Source organism: Bifidobacterium bohemicum DSM 22767, assembly GCF_000741525.1.
GTDB classification, from domain to species: Bacteria; Actinomycetota; Actinomycetes; order Actinomycetales; family Bifidobacteriaceae; genus Bifidobacterium; species Bifidobacterium bohemicum.
Window position 1 is genome coordinate 358,573 of sequence record NZ_JGYP01000001.1, and the last position, 12,996, is coordinate 371,568.

The following is a 12,996-nucleotide window of genomic DNA, read 5'->3' on the forward strand; positions in this document are numbered from 1 at the left end:
CGGCAGTATGTGAGCGCTCACATACTGCCGCACGATGTCATGCCTTTACTTGGGCTCAGCCTGGAGTCCCTTATCGATCCTCATTTTGACAATGCTCGCCACTGCGGCCGCACCGATGCATACCACAATGACGACCAGGGAGACCCATGTAGGTATTTCGGGAACAGAGGAAATGGACCGGCCACCATTGATGAACGGCAACGTGTTGCCGTGCAGCGCCTCCATGACGAGCTTGACCCCGATGAAACCAAGGACGGCCGCAAGTCCGTATGGCAAATACTCAAGCTTATCAAGCAAAGCCCCCAGCAGGAAGTAAAGCTGCTGTAAGCCAAGTAGAGCAAACACGTTGGAAGTGAAAACGATGAATGGATCATGCGTCAACCCGAAAATGGCCGGTATTGAATCGAACGCGAACATTACATCGGTGGTACCGATCGTCAGGAAGACGATGAGCATCGGGGTGAAGTATCGATGACCCTCCTTCTCGACGCGCAACTTCTCGCCGTCGTATTCGTCGGTAATCGGCACGACATGACGCAATGAACGAACGACGGCGTTCTCGTGGTACTCCTCGTCGTCATCCGATCCACCGACGACCAGTTTTACGGCCGTGTACAGCAGGAACACACCGAACAAAAAGAACACCCAGGTAAAGCGTTGCACGATTGCGGCGCCGACCAGAATGAAGAAGCCGCGCAGCACCAAAGCCACGGCTATGCCAACGCTCAAAACATACCGTTGCAGCTTTTTGGGTACTGCGAAGTTCGCGATGATGATGACGAAGACGAACAGGTTGTCGATGCTCAGCGAGTATTCGGTCAGCCATCCGGAATAGAACTCCAGCGCCGGTTTGGCACCTGACACCAGCCAGACGAGCGCACCGAACACGAGTGCGGCAACAACGAAAAAGACGATGTGCCGCAAGCACTCCTTGGTCGAGGGTTCTCGTGGGTTACGACCGACGACAAAGATATCGACGACGAAAAACACGAGAAGCACGGCCAACGTGACGGCTTTGAAGACAAATGGAATTGTAGACATAGGCTTCAGATTACGGCGTGGCGATGACCGCCCGAGATGACGCATATAAAAAGGGGTGCTGTGGGCCAAATCCGAAAACAGCCCACAGCACCTTTGAAGCGTCACCGCTCCTCACCTGACCCAGGATCAGGCTTCCTGCTTGGCGGCGCGCTCCTTCTTCAGTGTGAACAAGTGCAACAGGACGGCACACACGGTGCAGAGCACGACGGCGATCAGCAGCATAATCAGGCCGGCGTTCCAGCCGTAGTGATCGACCTCGACACCCAGGAGGCTCGTACCGAGGGTGGAGCCGAGTACGTAGCTCATCAAGCCGCGTAGGCCGACCGTCGAACCAACCGCAAACGGCGGAACGACCTCCATCGTCTGCACCGAGTCTAGGAACTGCGGAATGTAGACGAGGCATCCGGCTAGCGCCGCGAACACGGTGACAACAATGACGGACTCGCTGGTCCAGTAGCCAATGATGCAGAAGACGATGACGATCAGAGAGATGATGGCCGGCGGCATGCGATGACCTTTGAACAGCTTGTCGGAGACGATGCCGGCAAGCAGGGTAGACGGAATCGCAGCCCATTCAAAGAACGTGAAGGCCACCATCATCTGACTGTGGCTGAAACCCTTGGCCTGGATCAGGAAGATCGGCAGCCAGGTGAGGATGCCGAAACGGATCATGTAGACGAAGGTGTCCATGAACGAGACGAGCCAGGCACCGGGGTTCGGGAAAACGTACTTGGTGAGGATCTGCCATGATGAGAGATCCTTGTAGTCCACGTCCTCCTGCTCCTTGGTGGTCTCCTCAAGCGGCGGAAGACCCTCTTCCTCGGGGCGGCCCTTGATCAGGAAGTAGATGACCACGGCGACCACGAGCGCGATGATCGCCGGGAAGACGTAGTATGCGATGCGCCAGTTGCCCGTTCCCACTGCGCCCAGCATGAAACCGGCGAGCGGGGAAACCAGACCACCACCGACATTGTGTGACGTGTTCCACACCGAGGTGATGAAACCACGGTTCTTCTTCTTGAACCATGTCGAAAGCGTGATGAACGCGGGGCCTACGCCCATACCTTGGAACAAGCCCAGAAGGATGAGGATGAAGGCCGTCGCCCAAAAGGTGACGCCGAAAAACGCCAGACCGATGTTGAGCAGGGCGCAGATCACCAAGCCGGTCACCATGAAGCGCTTGGGGTTGGCCTTGTCCGCCAGGGAGCTCATGAAACCTTTGCCGAGTCCGTAGGAAATCAGCAGGCAGCTGGAAAGCATACCGACCTGGCCTTTGCTCAGGTGCAACTGCTGTTGCAACTCCGGGGTCGACAGAGTGAAGTTGTTGCGCACGATGTAGAACGCGGCGTATCCGACGAACACCCCCACCAGTGACAACCATTTGTATCTGGCGAACAGCGACTCGGCCTGCTCGGCCGGAACTGGAGGCTTGTGCTGTATCTCTAGGAATCGGATCATTACGTACCCTTCTCTCTCACTCTCATGCCGCACCTCGTCGATCACGACATTGCGAATCCATTCCTTTACATAATGGAAACGATTAAAGATGGTACCGCGGAACACATCACAGCGCAACAAGAAAGTACTTCAGAGTATTAGCGGACGCTCAGCAATAAGCACCAGAAAAAAGTGAACGCTTGCTTCTCCGTGTTACTTTTTCAAGCAAAACTACAGCAGAGCAATATATTATTCTTATCTACAAATTTTATCGTATTGTAACTGATGGAAAATCGTTCTTTAACAACGACTCAATAAAAGATTTAATACAATCTTGTTTCAAAATATGAAATTAACGTTCCTGATTTTATCAACATTTTTCCTTATCGATTCAGCTCGATCCCCACTCCGACCGGACCCACGACGAATAGCCTACGCAGGACTTCCATCCCGGGTTTTATAAGGCAACGGCGGGATAGAGGGATACGGAAAGAAAGACCATGCCCCAGTCATTACCCTCCAACCGCTACCCGGCCATTGCCCAATCACTACTTAATCATCACCAAAACAATAGAAGACGCCAGCCCCATCTGGCCATACAACCGCTACTCTACTTCTGGGCCTCAGTAATCTGACGGAGCTCCTTTTTCAGGTCGCGAATCTCGTCGCGCAGTCGGGCGGCCAGTTCGAACTGAAGCTGCTCGGCGGCCGTGTGCATCTGATCGCTCATCTGCCGAATGAGATCGGCTAGGTCTTGCGCGGGCAGACCTGCGTTGATGATGTCATCGCGATGCTTCTGCAGGTCCTGCTCATCGAGGCTAGTCAAGGCGACGCGCCTGTCGGAACCGGCCTTCTTGTCGTCGCGATAGCCGCCTGCCAGCAGCGTTTCGGTATCGACGTCCTCCTTGGCAAGCATATCGTTGACGTCACTGATCTTTTTGACCAGCGGCTTGGGGTCGACATGGTGCGCCTTGTTGTAGGCAATCTGCTTGGCACGCCGACGGTTCGTCTCGCCGATGGCCTTGTCCATCGCATCGGTGACCTCGTCGGCGTACATCAGCACGGTTCCCTGCACGTTGCGCGCCGCACGGCCAATCGTCTGGATCAGCGAACGATACGAACGCAGGAAGCCCTCTTTGTCGGCATCGAGGATCGCCACCAATGAAACCTCAGGCAAGTCAAGACCCTCGCGCAGCAGATTGATACCCACGATCACGTCAATCTTGCCCTCACGTAGCTCACGTAGCAGCTCCACGCGCTTCAACGTATCGACGTCGGAGTGCAGATATTCGACCTTGATGTCGCGTTCCAACAGATAGTCGGTCAGATCCTCCGCCATCCTCTTGGTCAATGTGGTCACCAGCACACGTTCATGCTTGGCGACACGAGTCTTGATCTCGCCCAACAGGTCATCGATCTGCCCTTTGACAGGGCGTACCTCGACCACCGGATCCAATAGGCCGGTCGGACGGATGACCTGCTCCACCACACCGTCGGAAAGCCCCAGCTCGTAGTCGCCGGGAGTAGCGGACAGATAGACCGTCTGCCCCACACGATCGAGGAACTCCGGCCATTTCAAAGGCCGGTTATCCATTGCCGAAGGCAGACGAAAGCCGTTGTCGACCAACGTACGCTTACGACTGGCGTCCCCCTCGTACATCGCACCGATCTGCGGGACCGTGACATGCGACTCGTCGATCACCAGCAGAAAATCGTCGGGGAAAAAATCAAGCAGCGTGTGCGGCGCGCTACCCGGCTCACGCTCGTCAAAATGGCGTGAATAGTTCTCGATGCCGGAACAGAAACCGACCTGCTGAATCATCTCCAGATCATAATTGGTGCGCATCTCAAGACGTTGTGCCTCAAGCTCCTTGCCTTGTTTGCGAAACTCCGCCACACGATCGACCAGCTCGTCTTTGATGGTCTTGAGCGCATGTTCGGTGCGCTCCGGACCGGCGATATAATGAGATGCCGGGAAGATATGGACCTCCGGCTCATGGGCGATCACATCACCGGTGAGCGGATGAAGTGTCGATATGCGGTCGATCTGGTCTCCGAAGAATTCGATTCGTATGGCCAGCTCCTCGTACACCGGAATGATTTCAACGGTGTCACCACGCACACGGAAGGTGCCGCGAGTAAAGGCCACATCGTTGCGTTTGTACTGCATAGCGACAAACTTACGCAACAGTGAATCGCGATCGACCTGCTCCCCCTCCCGCAAAAACAGCATGCGCCCGGCATATTCCTCCGGCGTACCCAGGCCATAGATGCATGAGACGGTGGCCACCACCACGCAGTCGTCACGCGTCAGAAGATTTGCCGTGGCCGCGTGACGAAGGCGCTCCACGTCGTCGTTGATGCTCGAGTCCTTTTCGATATAGGTGTCGGTCTGCGGGATATACGCCTCAGGCTGGTAATAATCATAATACGACACAAAATAGCTCACGGCGTTGTCGGGCATAAGCTCACGGAACTCTGCGCACAGCTGGGCGGCCAGCGTCTTGTTCGGCTCAAGGATGAGGGTGGGGCGCTGGAGCTTTTCGATTAGCCATGCGGTGGTGGCCGTCTTGCCGGTGCCTGTGGCGCCCATGAGCACCACGTCGTTCTCGCCGTTCTCGATGCGTGTGGCCAGCTCGTCGATGGCCTCAGGTTGGTCGCCTGAAGGCTGGTATGGCGACTTGACCACAAACGGCTTGTGCGTACGCTCGATATTGAACCCCATACTCGTCTACCCCTCTCAAACCTGCCTAGCGCTGAACCCCGAACCTCGACCTCGCACGAAACTTCAGCCGAAGAAATCACTCATATCCGGATCCCTCACCACGGACAACTTCTCAACCACGATACGACCTACGCCGTTCAGCACGCTTGCCATTGTGCAATCAGCATATCAACATGCTCGAACATTTGTTCGACTGGTTGCGTCGCATCAACCACCACGTCCGCGATGGCTTCACGCTGGGCACGCGTGGACTGATGAGAGATACGGGCCTCGGCCTGTTCGCGGCTCATCGCCCGCGTATCCATCATGCGTCGCACACGCACCTCCTCAGGTGCCTCGACCGTAATAATATGGTCGAAATCGAACGGGATCTCATCGATGACCTCGGCCAACAGCGGCACGTCATGGACGATTACCACGCAGGATCCACCCCTCAAGTCGGCGCTCCGGCCTCCGCCTGCATGCCGGCCTTCCTCCGTCTGTTCCGCCGGTACATGCGCATGTTCCAACAGTGTCTGGGATTCCTTGACTTCAGCCAGTTGATACACCAGCGGATGCTCGATGGCATCAAGCCTCCTGCGCGCGCCTTCATCCGCGACGCCGAACACATGACCGGCCAGCCACGCTCGATCAAGTGAACCGTCCTGCATCAACGCCTCAGGCCCGAAGGCGTGCACGATCTTTTGCAGCCCCGGACTTCCCGGTGCCACGACCTGACGAGCGAGCTTGTCGTAGTCGATGATGACAGCACCGAGCTCGGTCAGGTGAGCCGCCACCGTGCTCTTGCCTGCGGCAATACCCCCGGTCAATCCGATCCTCATCAGCAATCACCCTTCATCCCGAAACAATCGATGCTACGAAAAAGGTCCGGCACAGGTCATGTTGACCCGCACCGAACCTCATCATGAATCCACACTATCGGTGGTATTCACTCACTTCTTCTCGTTGAGCAGTTGCTCGCGGAGAGCGGCAAGCTTATCGCTGTCCGCGAGAGTGCCCTCGCTCTCAATCTGCGAAGAGTAGTCGGAAACCGTCGACTCGACCGGCTTTTCGGCCTTGGTGCCCTGTCCATCCTCTTCCGCGGACTCCTCGGCGTTCTCGAGTTGCTTGGCGACGAACGCCTTGTGCTGCTCCCACAGATCGTGGGCGGCGGCGTACTGGCTTTCCCACTCCTCGCGCTGCTTCTCGTAACCCGGAATCCACTCGTTGGTCTGCGGGTCGAAGCCTTCGGGGTACTTGTAGTTGCCGTCCTTGTCGTAATCGGCAGGCATGCCGTACAGAGCCGGATCGAAGTCCTCGCTGGCCGGATCAACGGAATCGTTGGCCTGCTTGAGCGACAGGGAGATGCGACGACGATCGAGATCGACGTCGATGACCTTGACGAAGATTTCGTCACCCTGCTTGACAACGGTCTCGGGGTTCTCCACATGACGGTTGGCGAGCTCGGAGATGTGCACCAAGCCTTCGATGCCGTCCTCGACGGACACGAAGACGCCGAACTGCACAATCTTGGTGACCTTGCCCTTGACGATCTGGCCGGGAACGTGGGTACGCGCGAAACGCTGCCACGGATCCTCTTGTGTCGCCTTGAGAGACAGGGAGATACGCTCACGATCGAGATCGACGTCGAGCACCTCGACGGTGACCTTGTCTCCGACCTTGACGACCTCCGACGGATGATCGATGTGCTTCCAAGAAAGCTCGGAGACGTGGATGAGGCCGTCCACCCCGCCCAAATCGACGAACGCGCCGAAGTTGACGATGGAGGAAACGACGCCTTCGCGAATCTGGCCCTTCTTGAGCTGCGCCAGGAAGGTCTCGCGAACCTCGGACTGGGTCTCCTCGAGATACTGACGGCGAGAGAGCACCACGTTGTTGCGGTTCTTGTCGAGCTCAAGAATCTTGGCCTTGATCTTCTGACCGATGTACGGCGAGAGATCGCGGACACGACGCATTTCGACCAACGATGCCGGCAGGAAGCCGCGCAGACCGATATCGACGATCAGGCCGCCCTTGACAGCCTCGATAACGGTGCCTTCAACCACACCGTCATCAGCCTTGATCTTCTCAATGTCGCCCCAAGCACGCTCGTACTGCGCGCGCTTCTTGGACAGGATCAGACGACCCTCTTTGTCTTCCTTGGTGACGACCAGGGCTTCGATGGTGTCTCCGACCTCAACAACCTCGTCGGGATCGACGTCCTTCTTGATGGAAAGCTCACGGGAGGGAATCACGCCCTCGGTCTTGTAGCCGATGTCCAGGAGCACCTCGTCATGATCGACCTTGACTACCGTACCCTCGACCAAATCACCATCGTCGAAGTTCTTGATGGTGGAATCGACTGCCTTGATGAAGTCCTCTTCAGTGCCGATATCGTTGATAGCGACCTTGGCGACTTCGTTATTGTTCTCTGCCATTAAATTGGTTTCTGTTCATTAGTTGGATGGATATTATCGTTATTAAGTTATGGACGCACGATCCTCAGAACCATGCAGTGCACTAGAATACTAGTGCCCCTAGCCAAACCGAGACGACAATTCCGGGCGTGTCGAAACGGTCGACTTCGTGGCTGAAAACCGGAGCGAAAACCACTCGAGAACACGGCGCCGTCAGACGGCCAAATCGTTTGCGGCGTTCATCCGACGCTCGGCCATCTCAACCACGTTGGTCAGCAACATGGCTCGCGTCATCGGCCCCACCCCACCGGGGTTCGGAGTATATGCGGAACACACTTCACGACATCCGAGGTCGATATCGCCTTTGACCCGATAACGGCCCGCCTCTTCGTCATAAACGCGCGAAACCCCAACGTCCACAAGCACGGCTCCGGGCTTGACATCCTCAGGTTTGACGAAACCGGCACTGCCCATCGCGGCAATGACAACATCCGCACGGCGCATCAGCTCATGCACGTCGCGCGTGCCTGTGTGGCACAAGGTGACAGTGGCGTCGACTCCTCGTGCGGCAAGCATCAGGCCGATGGTGCGTCCTACGGTGATTCCACGACCCAATACGCACACTTCCTTGCCGCTAAGATCGATGTTGTAATGCGACAAGAGCGTGATGATTCCCCTAGGCGTGCAAGGTTGAGGGGACGAATCACCGCCGTCAATATGCAGCACCAATTCGCCAAGGTTATACGGGTGCATGCCGTCCGCGTCCTTGCTTGGATTGATCCGCTCGATGACGGCGTTCGAATCGACGCCCTTCGGCAACGGCAGCTGCACGATGTAACCGGTGCACGAAGAATCGGAGTTGAGCCGTTCCATCTGTTCAAGGATCTCGGCACGCGAAGCGGAGCCCGGCAGTTCGACGGCGATCGAGCGGATGCCCACCTCGGCGCAGTCCGCATGCTTGCCGGCCACGTATTTGCGGCTTCCGACATCGTCTCCCACGAGGATAGTGCCCAATCCCGGCTCGACGCCCGTTTGGCGCAGTCTTGCGACACGCAAGCGCAGGTCGTCCTTGATCGCCGCCGCCACTAGTTTGCCGTCGAGTTTTTGTGCCATAGGACCTCTCCTCCGCTAAGGTTCGCCAAATAACTTGTATTGTAGAGTATAGTAAGGTGACGTCGCCGTTGCGAACACGGCCCAAAGCATCGAATGGGACCGCCTCGCTCCGAACCGATCAAGATGGGGGGTGTGGGATGAAACGACACGGATTGCGCATTGCTGCGGTGACCGCCGCCGCATGCCTGGCACTTACGGCGGGCGCCTGCGGTCGCAAGGAACCCGGTCCAACACCACAACCGCAGGCTCAGGAGCCGGCTGCGCCAATCATGGTGACCGCCTCAATAAACCAATGGGGATCGCTGGCCAAGCAGATCGGTGGGCAGGATGTCACCGTGCGCTCGATTCTCGACTCGACGTCGATTAAAACGCACGATTTCACACCGCAAAACGCCGATACGACGAAACTTACCGGAGCGGAAATCGTCGTGGCCAACGGAGCCGGCTATGACTCATGGGCCACCGGCAAGCTCGGCAAAAATGCCGTGACCGTTTCCGCAAGCACGACCGTGGGCGCCACCAACGGGGATAACCCGCACCTTTGGTTCTCCAAGGACGCCCGCTCGGCGATGGCGACCGAACTCGAAAATGCGTTCGCCAAGGCACGACCCTCCGAAAGCGCGACGCTTCGCCGCGAGGCTCAAGGCTTGGAAAACCGATGAGGAAAAGCTGGAAAAGACGATGGCGGGTTTCAAGAAAGACCACCCTGACGCGACATACGCGGCGACCGAATCCGTGGCGTACTACCTCATGGATGACCTTGGATTTACCGACAAGACGCCTCAGGGTTATATACAGGCAATGACGACCGGAGCGCAACCGGATCGCGCCGATATGGACAATCTGCGGATGCTGGCTTCCAGCCGTACCATCAACGTGCTTGTCAACGACACACAGCAAGCCAACGATATGACGAACACGATAACCGGCGCGGCCGGGCGTAGCCAACTGCCGGTCGTGGACATCACGGAGCAGATGCCGTCTGATCAGAAAACGCTGGGCTCGTGGATAGCGGCCCTGATCGAGCAGTTCCAGAGCGCGATGACCGCTTTCGACAACACCGAAGAAGGGCACCGCAAAGTCGATGGCGCGGATGCCTCCCGGAATCACAGTTCCGACAGCACCCCGGACAGTGGAATAAGCGACTCCGAACACCAGCCGACGAATAGCGAGCACATGCCATCCAATCAAGGTCAAACCGACCCCGGCAAGTAGGGCATTGCAACTAGGCTGAATTGGCCGCTTAAATAAGCGAACCTTGGTAAAAAGGGCTCCGCCGTAAAGCGAGTCGAGCGTTGTAGACGATGCGACGAATACAACCAACCGTACCGAAACAACGGCACAGCCAGGCCACCATTGATGAAAGTCTAAAGTTACTTCTTCTTTTTCTTGGCTTCCTTGCTCTGCGCCTCGAGACGAGCCAGCGTCTTATCCGCGGCTTCCTCAGGTGCCTTGGTATGATGCAAGGCATCGTCAGGACGAGGATCCGCATAGCCGAGATTGACGTCAAGCAGCCGCTGGACCTCATCCTCGTCAATGTTTTCCGACAAGGCGATTTCAGAGGTCAATATGCTGCGGGAACGGGTCAGCATGCGCTTCTCGCCGGCGGAAAGCCCATGCTCGTCCACATCACGCTGCGATAAGTCACGCACGACCTCGGCGATTTTGTTGACGTCACCAGTGGCGATTTTCTCGACGTTAAGCTTGTAACGACGGGACCAGTTCATCTTTTCGCTGTCGACAATGGGCGTGCGGATAATCTCGAAGACCTTCTCGACCTCGTTGCCGTCCACGATATTGCGAATGCCGACCTTCTTTGCGTTTTCGACTGGCACGTCAATGACCAGGCCGTCAGAAGAAAGGACCGAAAGCTGGAGGTAGTCACGAGTGACCCCTTTTACGGTGCGCTGGCTCAAAGCCACCACCTTCGCGGCTCCATGACGCGGATATACCACTACATCGCCGACTTTGTAATCCATGAAACCTCCGAAAACGACTGAAAACCAGAAACCTCGTTCGATTATTTCACTTGGCGCAGACCTTCCGCTTACCATGAAAACAGCACAAACATGGTTGCGATACAGACCTTACACGGCGCAAACGCTGCCTTCGGCAGTGAGATTGGGTGTGGCGAGAACTATAATGGACAATCTGCTATACGGTTCATGAAAGGCGGAAGAGACATGCTCAACACTTCGGCACCCCAGAAGACGCCACGCACCATTCTGGTGGTGGAGGATGAGCCCGACCTCGCCACGGCCATCGCCCAGCGCATCACGGCGAACGGATGGACCGCACGAGTCGCCTCCGACGGGGCCAGTGCGGTGCGTGCCGCAGGCCAGCTCAAGCCCGATCTGGTGATCATGGACATCATGCTTCCGGTGATGGACGGCATCGAAGCCACCAAACGCATCATCGCTGAGCGCCCCGTTCCCGTGCTCATGCTTACTGCGCGGGATTCCGAAGCGGATAAGGTGATAGGGCTCTCAGCCGGCGCAGACGACTACATGACCAAACCCTTCTCCCCTCGCGAGCTGATCGCGCGGTGCGAGGCCTTGCTGCGTCGCGTTGAGCGTGCCACCATCATTGCCAAAAACAACGAGAACGAAAAGGTTCTCGACTTCGGCTCCCTGATCATCGACCCACGCCAGCGCATTGTGATCCAGAACGGCGAACAGGTGCACCTGACCCCAACGGAGTTCGATCTGTTGGCGACCCTCGCACGCCGGCCAAAGTCGGTGTTCAAGCGCGAGAAACTGCTTGAGGAGGTCTGGGACTGGCCCGACGCCTCCGGCACCCGCACGGTCGACTCGCATGTCAAAGCCCTGCGGCATAAGCTCGGCAGCGACATGATTCGCACCGCGCATGGAGTCGGATACGCGTTTGAACCTCCGGAGAACGCGGACCTCGCACCCGAAGCCTAAGACGTTTTTCGTATTCCCAATCGTTCTGAGGACGAAAACAAAAGAGGCAGTTTTGAAACCATCGCAACAATCAGCAGCTGAACCCACAAAGCCTCTGAAGACCGACGATAAGGCAAACGCGAAGGACCTCATCGACCGCACACGTTCGTTCGGGTTTTTCTCGTCCCTCAAGGTCGAGCTGAGCGTCATTATCGTCATTGCCACGGCCATCGCGTTCGTCATGGCATGGTTCCTTCTGAAAATGCATCTGAGCGGATGGATTTCCATGCCATTGACGTTGATCGTGGCGCTTGGCATCACATACTTCTTCTCGCGAGGACTGACCGCACCCCTGCGCCAGATGCGGGACGCCGCCGAGGCGATGTCCGAAGGCGATTACATGATGCGCGTGAAAGTCGATGAAAGCCGCACCGATGAAGTGGGGCAGCTGGCACGGTCGTTCAACGAAATGGCCGGAGAGTTGCAGCACGCCGACCAGATGCGCCGCGACATGGTGGCCAACGTAAGCCACGAACTACGCACTCCCGTCTCCGCCCTCCAGGCGATGGTCGAAAACCTGGCTGACGGGGTGGTCGAACCGACCCCGGCCAATCTTGAAGGCATCCTCAAACAGACGCACCGGCTTTCGGATTTGATCGCGTTCCTGTTGGATCTGTCGCGCATGGAGGCCGGGGCGGCAAGCCTGGAAATCGAACGGTTTAACTTCGCGGACTTTATCGACGAGACCGTGAAGCCCTTGGAAATCGCAGACTCAGGACATGCGCACCGAGTCGAGGTTCATGTGCCGGAAAGCATCGAACTGGAAGGAGACCAGGACCGGTTGCGCCAACTGTTCACCAATATCATCTCAAACGCGTTCAAGCATTCTGCCGACAACACCACCATCCTCATCGAGACACACGAGGACCGCACACATAGCACCGTGGTGACCAACGTAGTCAATTTCGGATCGCAGATTCCCAAGGAAAGTCGCGCCGACATCTTCCACCGTTACGTCAAGGGCAAAACAGGACCCGGCACTGAGTCGGGAGGCACCGGACTCGGACTTTCAATCGCGCGGTGGGCGGCACAGTTGCACGGTGGCAATGTCAAAGTCGTGGATGACAAGCGTGGGGCCGATTTCGAAATCACCCTGCCCAAATACCACATTCCCGAAGACCGAACCCGCTAAGGAGCGCAAAACGCAACCTGGTGTGATCCGATTCGTGCCACGACACGGTCGTAGTCGATTCTGCGTCGCTCTTTTATGAAACCCCGCCGAACAACCGCACCCTTCTTCCAGCGTCAAGGAACCCTCGCATCTGAGGAATTTTTAAGCTCTTCGGCCATCCAAACGAAGCCGTCGGACGCGGATATCGAT

11 protein-coding genes are annotated in these 12,996 nt (G+C 56.9%); 4 read left to right on the top strand and 7 right to left on the bottom strand.

The window, feature by feature from the left end; translation table 11 throughout:
* Positions 1 to 45: 45 nt before the first annotated feature.
* From BBOH_RS01515 to BBOH_RS01540, 6 genes are all read right to left on the bottom strand, one after another.
* Positions 46 to 1,041 (bottom strand): TerC family protein, encoded by a 996-nt coding sequence (locus tag BBOH_RS01515; protein WP_033520366.1) that lies wholly within the window; start codon positions 1,039 to 1,041, stop codon positions 46 to 48.
* Positions 1,042 to 1,167: 126 nt separating this feature from the next.
* Entirely contained in the window at positions 1,168 to 2,499 is a 1,332-nt protein-coding gene (locus tag BBOH_RS01520) for an MFS transporter (RefSeq protein ID WP_033520698.1), read from the bottom strand.
* Positions 2,500 to 3,088: 589 nt separating this feature from the next.
* Positions 3,089 to 5,203 carry an excinuclease ABC subunit UvrB gene (uvrB, locus tag BBOH_RS01525; RefSeq protein WP_033520368.1) on the bottom strand — a complete coding sequence of 705 codons (2,115 nt, stop codon included), beginning with the start codon at positions 5,201 to 5,203 and terminating at the stop codon, positions 3,089 to 3,091.
* A 137-nt stretch (positions 5,204 to 5,340) separates the two neighbouring features.
* Complete coding sequence (coaE, locus tag BBOH_RS01530) at positions 5,341 to 6,024, bottom strand: dephospho-CoA kinase (RefSeq protein WP_033520370.1); 684 nt, start codon at positions 6,022 to 6,024, stop codon at positions 5,341 to 5,343.
* 111 nt (positions 6,025 to 6,135) lie between these two features.
* A complete protein-coding gene (gene rpsA / locus BBOH_RS01535; RefSeq protein WP_033520372.1) occupies positions 6,136 to 7,620 on the bottom strand; it encodes a 30S ribosomal protein S1 in 1,485 nt (494 codons plus the stop codon).
* A gap of 192 nt (positions 7,621 to 7,812) precedes the next feature.
* Positions 7,813 to 8,712, bottom strand: a complete 900-nt coding sequence (locus BBOH_RS01540; protein ID WP_033520374.1) for a bifunctional methylenetetrahydrofolate dehydrogenase/methenyltetrahydrofolate cyclohydrolase — start codon at positions 8,710 to 8,712, stop codon at positions 7,813 to 7,815.
* 137 nt (positions 8,713 to 8,849) lie between these two features.
* Between BBOH_RS01540 and BBOH_RS09355 the strand changes: the two genes are divergently transcribed.
* Positions 8,850 to 9,374 carry a metal ABC transporter solute-binding protein, Zn/Mn family gene (locus BBOH_RS09355; RefSeq protein ID WP_052362740.1) on the top strand — a complete coding sequence of 175 codons (525 nt, stop codon included), beginning with the start codon at positions 8,850 to 8,852 and terminating at the stop codon, positions 9,372 to 9,374.
* Positions 9,301 to 9,927 (top strand): metal ABC transporter solute-binding protein, Zn/Mn family, encoded by a 627-nt coding sequence (locus tag BBOH_RS08455; RefSeq protein WP_272945326.1) that lies wholly within the window; start codon positions 9,301 to 9,303, stop codon positions 9,925 to 9,927. The genes BBOH_RS09355 and BBOH_RS08455 overlap by 74 nt, the downstream gene beginning before the upstream one ends.
* Before the next feature lie 158 nt (positions 9,928 to 10,085).
* On the opposite strand, the gene BBOH_RS01550 is transcribed toward BBOH_RS08455, so the two are convergent.
* Positions 10,086 to 10,691, bottom strand: a complete 606-nt coding sequence (locus tag BBOH_RS01550; RefSeq protein ID WP_033520376.1) for a CarD family transcriptional regulator — start codon at positions 10,689 to 10,691, stop codon at positions 10,086 to 10,088.
* Between the two features lie 204 nt (positions 10,692 to 10,895).
* On the opposite strand from BBOH_RS01550, the gene BBOH_RS01555 reads away from it, so the two are divergent.
* Together BBOH_RS01555 and BBOH_RS01560 are read left to right on the top strand one after the other, a co-directional pair.
* Positions 10,896 to 11,636, top strand: a complete 741-nt coding sequence (locus tag BBOH_RS01555; protein ID WP_033520378.1) for a response regulator transcription factor — start codon at positions 10,896 to 10,898, stop codon at positions 11,634 to 11,636.
* Between the two features lie 52 nt (positions 11,637 to 11,688).
* Positions 11,689 to 12,807: a sensor histidine kinase gene (locus BBOH_RS01560; protein ID WP_237743101.1), complete on the top strand. Its 1,119-nt coding sequence runs from the start codon at positions 11,689 to 11,691 to the stop codon at positions 12,805 to 12,807.
* Positions 12,808 to 12,996 lie beyond the last annotated feature (189 nt).

Coding starts and splice junctions, on each gene's coding strand:
- BBOH_RS01515 (WP_033520366.1), bottom strand. CDS start 1,041: ATGTCTACAATTCCATTTGTCTTCAAAGCCGTCACGTTGGCCGTGCTT.
- BBOH_RS01520 (WP_033520698.1), bottom strand. CDS start 2,499: ATGATCCGATTCCTAGAGATACAGCACAAGCCTCCAGTTCCGGCCGAG.
- uvrB (WP_033520368.1), bottom strand. CDS start 5,203: ATGGGGTTCAATATCGAGCGTACGCACAAGCCGTTTGTGGTCAAGTCG.
- coaE (WP_033520370.1), bottom strand. CDS start 6,024: ATGAGGATCGGATTGACCGGGGGTATTGCCGCAGGCAAGAGCACGGTG.
- rpsA (WP_033520372.1), bottom strand. CDS start 7,620: ATGGCAGAGAACAATAACGAAGTCGCCAAGGTCGCTATCAACGATATC.
- BBOH_RS01540 (WP_033520374.1), bottom strand. CDS start 8,712: ATGGCACAAAAACTCGACGGCAAACTAGTGGCGGCGGCGATCAAGGAC.
- BBOH_RS09355 (WP_052362740.1), top strand. CDS start 8,850: ATGAAACGACACGGATTGCGCATTGCTGCGGTGACCGCCGCCGCATGC.
- BBOH_RS08455 (WP_272945326.1), top strand. CDS start 9,301: ATGCGTTCGCCAAGGCACGACCCTCCGAAAGCGCGACGCTTCGCCGCG.
- BBOH_RS01550 (WP_033520376.1), bottom strand. CDS start 10,691: ATGGATTACAAAGTCGGCGATGTAGTGGTATATCCGCGTCATGGAGCC.
- BBOH_RS01555 (WP_033520378.1), top strand. CDS start 10,896: ATGCTCAACACTTCGGCACCCCAGAAGACGCCACGCACCATTCTGGTG.